This window comes from Streptomyces sp. NPDC059142 (assembly GCF_042755665.1).
Classification (GTDB): domain Bacteria; phylum Actinomycetota; class Actinomycetes; order Streptomycetales; family Streptomycetaceae; genus Streptomyces.
This window is the reverse complement of the sequence record NZ_JBHZDA010000058.1, coordinates 40,217-46,224: the sequence shown is the minus strand read 5'-3', so window position 1 is coordinate 46,224 and position 6,008 is coordinate 40,217. Positions and strand designations below refer to the sequence as shown.

General features: G+C 70.7%; 6 protein-coding genes. 5 read left to right on the top strand and 1 reads right to left on the bottom strand.

The window, feature by feature from the left end; translation table 11 throughout:
• Positions 1-135 precede the first annotated feature (135 nt).
• Positions 136-813, bottom strand: coding sequence for a DUF461 domain-containing protein (locus ACFXPK_RS21095; protein ID WP_385077548.1), 678 nt, complete (start codon positions 811-813; stop codon positions 136-138).
• Between the two features lie 692 nt (positions 814-1,505).
• Here ACFXPK_RS21095 and ACFXPK_RS21090 point away from each other — a divergent pair.
• The 5 genes from ACFXPK_RS21090 to cysS all read left to right on the top strand — a co-directional run bounded on the left by ACFXPK_RS21090 (position 1,506) and on the right by cysS (position 5,888).
• Positions 1,506-1,988, top strand: a complete 483-nt coding sequence (locus ACFXPK_RS21090; RefSeq protein WP_003953493.1) for a CarD family transcriptional regulator — start codon at positions 1,506-1,508, stop codon at positions 1,986-1,988.
• Positions 1,989-2,442: 454 nt separating this feature from the next.
• Positions 2,443-3,189 (top strand): 2-C-methyl-D-erythritol 4-phosphate cytidylyltransferase, encoded by a 747-nt coding sequence (ispD, locus tag ACFXPK_RS21085; RefSeq protein WP_384993024.1) that lies wholly within the window; start codon positions 2,443-2,445, stop codon positions 3,187-3,189.
• Positions 3,179-3,709, top strand: a complete 531-nt coding sequence (ispF, locus tag ACFXPK_RS21080) for a 2-C-methyl-D-erythritol 2,4-cyclodiphosphate synthase (RefSeq protein ID WP_385077545.1) — start codon at positions 3,179-3,181, stop codon at positions 3,707-3,709. Before ispD ends, ispF begins: the two co-directional genes overlap by 11 nt.
• 107 nt (positions 3,710-3,816) lie before the next feature.
• Complete coding sequence (locus tag ACFXPK_RS21075) at positions 3,817-4,221, top strand: PPOX class F420-dependent oxidoreductase (RefSeq protein ID WP_384993019.1); 405 nt, start codon at positions 3,817-3,819, stop codon at positions 4,219-4,221.
• Positions 4,222-4,487: 266 nt separating this feature from the next.
• Positions 4,488-5,888 carry a cysteine--tRNA ligase gene (gene cysS, locus ACFXPK_RS21070; protein ID WP_385077542.1) on the top strand — a complete coding sequence of 467 codons (1,401 nt, stop codon included), beginning with the start codon at positions 4,488-4,490 and terminating at the stop codon, positions 5,886-5,888.
• The last annotated feature ends 120 nt before the right edge of the window (positions 5,889-6,008 follow it).

Below are 6,008 nucleotides of genomic sequence, written 5' to 3'. Positions count from 1 at the left end.
GCCGGACGCCGCGAGGAGCAACTAGGTGCCCCCGCGCCCCCCCCCGCCGCCGCCCCCCCCCCCCGTCCCGCGGGGGGGGCCCCCCCCCCCCCCCCGGGGCCCCCCCCCCCCGCCGTATCGTCGTGCGCCCGCTTCTCAGTGGGTGGTGCCCGTCTCCGCGTCCGCGCCGGTCTCCGCGTCACCCGAGGCCGGGGCGGAGTTCGAGGCGGAGCCCGAGGGAGTCCCTGCGGCCCCCTCGCCCGGGGCGCCGGCGCCGGAGGCCCCGGGCGTCGCCGAGCCGCCGGGGGAGGCGGACGGCGCGGAGCTGGGGCCGACGCCCTTGAAGTAGTTGTCCGACGGGAAGACGAAGGCGCGCAGCCCGACCTCGCCGGTCTTGCTGAAGGAGAAGACGACCTGCTGCGCGTCGCCGTTCTTCGCGGCCTCGCGGCCGTTCTCGATCACGGCGGAGGCGTTGCCCGCGCCACCGAGCTGGACCGAGCCGAGCGCGGGAACGGTGATCGGCCCCGAGCCCTTGGCGGGCGCGAGCTTCACCGTGGCGCTGGTGCCCGGGAGCTTCACCGAGTCGAGCGTCTGCGCGCTCGTGTCGCTGTTGAAGACGGTGCCGGTGACGACCGCGGGACCCTCCGCGTCGGCCTCGGGCTGCGTGATCACCGTGATGTTCTGGAGGCTGATCTTGTCGACGGACGTGGCGGCGTTGTCCGGCTTGACGCCGAGAGTCTGCGCGTTGTTGCCGGCGCCGCACGCGGTGAGCGGGGCAAGCGAGAACACGAGGGCAGTGGCGGCGAGGGCGCCGCGTCGAAGGCTGCGGCTCACGGCGGCGGCATCTCCTAGGACGTACGGACGGAGGGCAGGGACACGGTCGTGCGGGGTGCTGCGGGGGTGCTGCGGTGGTACGGGTGCGAGAAGCGAGCCGATGGCCTCAAGACGGGCCAATGGTGCGTCTGCGCCCTCAGGTTACCGAGCCGCCCCCGACGCCCCGCACCCGACCCGCCTCCCGGCGTCACCGGTACGTTCCCCCGCCGGCCCCCGGGTTCCGCCGATGATCGATTGACGGTCGATCTTCACCGTGTTTCGCGCGCCGTTCACATAAATCCGGTGATCAATTATCCGGCCCGCCCCGCATTCCTTACGAATACCGTGGCACCCGCGACCGTGATCGAATTCGGATTCCCCCGCACTTCCGTCGTACTTCTGTCGTACCCACGCCACACTTCCGTTCGTACGAGTGACCGACATCCGAACGCGGAGCGGGAAGTTCCGCTGCCGGAATCCGGCAAAACGGGACGTTAGGCCTCTCTGGAGGGGGTCGCGCGCCACGTAACGTGGGCGTTTCCGTGCCCCCGCGCAGCGGCTCCGACCTGCGAATACCCCCTTCCGGAAGCCGTCCGCAGCACGTTCCTGGCGCTGTTGTCAAGCCCCGAGATGCGCCCTGACCTGCGAAAACGCCATTCAGAAGAAGCCATTCTCGTGTTACCCTGGATAGCCACGGAAGGGGTACCTGTCACATGACGTTCAAGGTTGGCGACACCGTGGTCTATCCCCATCACGGGGCCGCGCTGATCGAGGCCATCGAAACTCGCCAGATCAAAGGCGTGGACAAGACCTACTTGGTGCTCAAGGTCGCCCAGGGCGACTTGACGGTGCGTGTACCGGCGGACAATGCGGAGTTCGTCGGCGTGCGCGATGTGGTCGGTCAGGACGGGCTGGACCGGGTCTTCGAGGTGCTCAGGGCGCCGTACGCGGAAGAGCCGACGAACTGGTCCCGTCGCTACAAGGCAAATCTTGAGAAGCTCGCCTCCGGCGACGTCATCAAGGTCGCGGAAGTCGTCCGGGACCTGTGGCGCCGGGAGCGCGAGCGCGGACTCTCCGCAGGTGAGAAGCGCATGCTCGCCAAGGCGCGGCAGATTCTTGTCAGCGAGCTGGCTCTCGCGGAGAACACGAATGAAGACAAGGCCGAGGCTCTGCTCGACGAGGTCCTCGCGTCCTGAACTGAACGCGACGCACACGCAGCACGCGCGATGTGAAGTGAAGCAGTGAATGCCGCGGTGCCCGCTGGCCGGCTTTTGGGGGAAAGCCGAGTCGTCGGGCACTGCGGCATGCCCGTATCGTGTCGCGACATGGACATGCCCACGTCCGCACGGTTCATGCCCGCGCGTCTCACGTCCTCGTGGCGCTGCCCGCGCGCGTGTTTCTGCCCACGTGCCCCTGGATCTGTGGATGCCGGATGTGTGGATGTCGCGTCGCGCTTCGTGCGCGGCGCGTCGTGCGTTCGTACGTCCGACGCCGAGGCTCCCGGGTGGCCGGTGCGGCGATCGTCTCGACCCTGGTCACGGAAGGGTCGGGTCAAGGCGTCCCGCCCGGCTCGCTGAGCCCCTACCCATGTCGGCCGCGGAAACAAACCTGCCGGAACAAAGCCAGAACAAACCCGCCGGAGTGCATGCGATGTCTGAGGAACCCCGCCCCCACCGCACCGCCGCGGTGATCCCCGCCGCAGGCCGGGGTGTACGGCTCGGTCCAGGCGCCCCCAAGGCGCTGCGCGCGCTGGGCGGCACCCCGATGCTGATCCACGCCGTCCGCGCGATGGCGGCCTCGCGCGCCGTCTCGCTCGTCGTCGTGGTCGCCCCGCCGGACGGCGCGCCCGAGGTCAAGAACCTCCTCGACGCCCACGCCCTGCCCGGGCGCACCGACTACCTGGTCGTCCCCGGCGGCGAGACCCGCCAGGAGTCCGTACGGCGCGGTATCGACGCCCTGCCCGAGGCCATCACCAGCGTGCTCGTCCACGACGCGGCCCGCCCGCTCGTCCCCGTCGAGACCGTGGACGCCGTGGTCGAGGCGGTACGGGACGGTGCCCCGGCCGTCGTCCCCGCGCTGCCCCTCGCCGACACCGTCAAGCAGGTCGAGCCGAGGGAGAAGGGCGAGCCGGAACCGGTCGTCGCCACACCCGAGCGGTCCCTGCTGCGCGCCGTACAGACCCCGCAGGGGTTCGACCGCGCCACGCTGGAGCGCGCGCACCGGACGGTGGCGCAGGTGGGCGACGGTGCGACGGACTGCGCCGGTATGGTCGAGCGGCTCGGCGCGCCCGTGGTGGTCGTGCCAGGACACGAGGAGGCGTTCAAGGTGACCAGGCCGCTGGATCTGGTGCTGGCCGAGGCGGTTCTCGCCCGCAGGAGGCTCACCGATGGCTTCTGAGCGCCCCGAAGAGGCCCGCCCCGCGCCGGTGGCGCCGCTTCCGCAGGTCGGCATCGGCACCGACATCCACGCCTTCGAGGAGGGCCGCGAGCTGTGGTGCGCGGGCCTGCTCTGGGAGGGCGAGGGCCCCGGGCTGGCCGGCCACTCCGACGCGGACGTGGTCGCGCACGCGGCCTGCAACGCGCTCTTCTCCGCCGCCGGTCTCGGCGACCTCGGCGCGCACTTCGGCACGGGCCGCCCCGAGTGGTCGGGGGCGCCCGGCGTCACCCTCCTCAAGGAGGCGGCCAGGATCGTCCGCGCGGAGGGCTTCACGATCGGCAATGTCGCCGTCCAGGTCGTCGGGGCGCGGCCGAAGATCGGCAAGCGCCGGGACGAGGCGCAGAAGGTGCTCTCCGAGGCGGTCGGCGCGCCGGTCGCGGTCTCCGCCGCCACCTCCGACGGCCTGGGCTTCACCGGGCGCGGCGAGGGGCTGGCGGCGATCGCCACGGCGCTGGTGGTCCGTACGGCCCCGACGGGCTGAGCCGCGGTACCGAACCGCGCGAAATACCGGCGGGAACGAGCGGGTTGGGCGATGATCGTTCGGTATTCATCCATCGCACGGCAGCAGTACGAAGCAGGAAGGCAGTCATGACAGCCGCACTCTCCGACGACCTCAAGCAGCTCCTCGACACCCCCGTCTTCGTCAACATCGCCACCATCCAGCCCGACGGAAGCCCGCAGGTATCACCTGTATGGGTGAAGCGGGACGGGGACGACGTTCTGATCTCCACCACGGTCGACCGTCAGAAGGAGAAGAACCTGCGCCGCGACCCCCGGGTCACCGTCGTCGTACAGCCCGCCGACGCCCCGTACACCTACGCGGAGATCCGGGGCACGGCCGCGCTCACCACCGAGGGCGGGCAGGAGCTGATCGACGAGCTGTCCGTGAAGTACACGGGCAAGCAGTACGCGGAGTTCAACCCGAGCGCCGGGGAGGACAACACGCGGGTCGTCGTCCGCATCACGCCCCGCAAGGTCGTCGGCAGGCTCTGAGCCGCCGAGGACCCCGCCCCGGCCCCGCCCTCCGCCTCCGGAGACCCCGGCACGACCCGGGGCGGGACCCCGGTGGGACCCCGGCGGGACCAGGGCGGGCCGCCGCCGGGCGTCCGGCCATGTGACCACGGCACATGCGCGGCGCACGCTCGCGCGACCGCGCGGCGCACGGCCGGCGCGTGACCGACGTCATCAATGTCACGCTTCGGTGTCCCCGTGGCCCAAAGGGTCGCGGGGCACTGCCCCGGGCGCACTACCCTTGTCGCGTGACTATTCGGCTGTACGACACCGGCGCCCGGCAGATCCGTGACTTCACCCCGATCGCCCCGGGCTGCGTCTCGATCTACCTGTGTGGTGCCACCGTGCAGGCCGCCCCGCACATCGGGCACATCCGGTCGGGACTCAACTTCGACATCATGCGCCGCTGGTTCGAGTACCGCGGCTACGACGTGACGTTCATCCGCAACGTCACGGACATCGACGACAAGATCATCGCCAAGTCGGCCGACCAGGGCCGCCCGTGGTGGTCCATCGGCTACGAGAACGAGCGCGCCTTCAACTCCGGTTACGACGTGCTCGGCTGCCTGCCGCCCACGTACGAGCCGCGCGCCACCGGCCACATCACCGAGATGATCGAGATGATGCGCGGTCTGATCGAGCGCGGTCACGCCTACGAGGCCGACGGCAACGTCTACTTCGACGTGCGCTCCTTCCCCGGCTACCTGGAGCTGTCCAACCAGGACCTGGACGATCTGCGCCAGCCCTCGGGCGAGGGCGAGACCGGCAAGCGGGACCGGCGCGACTTCGCGATGTGGAAGGCCGTCAAGCCCGGCGAGCCCTCCTGGGAGACGCCCTGGGGCCGCGGCCGGCCCGGCTGGCACCTGGAGTGCTCGGCGATGGCCCACAAGTACCTGGGCTCCGCCTTCGACATCCACGGCGGCGGACTCGACCTGATCTTCCCGCACCACGAGAACGAGATCGCGCAGGCCAAGGGGTACGGCGACACGTTCGCCGAGTACTGGGTGCACAACGCCTGGGTCACCATGAGCGGCGAGAAGATGTCGAAGTCGCTCGGCAACTCGGTGCTGGTCTCCGAGATGGTCAAGCACTGGCGCCCCATCGTGCTCCGCTACTACCTCGGCACCCCGCACTACCGCTCGATGATCGAGTACAGCGAGGAGGCCCTGCGCGAGGCCGAGTCCGCGTTCGCGCGGATCGAGGGCTTCGTCCAGCGAGTCGCCGAAAAAGCGGGGAAGGCCGTCGCTCCCGCGGACGAGGTGCCGCCCGCCTTCGCCGAGGCCATGGATGACGACCTGGGCGTCCCGCAGGCCCTCGCGATCGTCCACACCACCGTCCGCCAGGGCAACTCCGCGCTCGCCGCCGACGACAAGGAGGCGGCCGTCGCCCGGCTCGCGGAGGTACGGGCCATGCTCGGCGTCCTCGGACTGGACCCGCTCGACCCGCACTGGGCCGGCGAGACCGACCGCGGCGCGGAGCTGCACGGCGTCGTGGACACGCTCGTACGGCTCGTGCTGGAGCAGCGCGAGGCGGCGCGGGGCCGCAAGGACTGGGCCACGGCGGACGGGATCCGGGATCAGCTCCAGCAGACCGGACTGGTCATCGAGGACGGGCCCACGGGTCCGCGGTGGACCCTGGGACCGCGCTGACCTGCTGAAGTGGGGGGGCCCCGGGGGGGGGCGGGCCCCCCCACAAAAACCAAAAAAAAAAAAAAAAAAAACCCCGCCCCCCCACGCCCCGGGACGCGGCACCAAAAAAAAAAAAAAAAA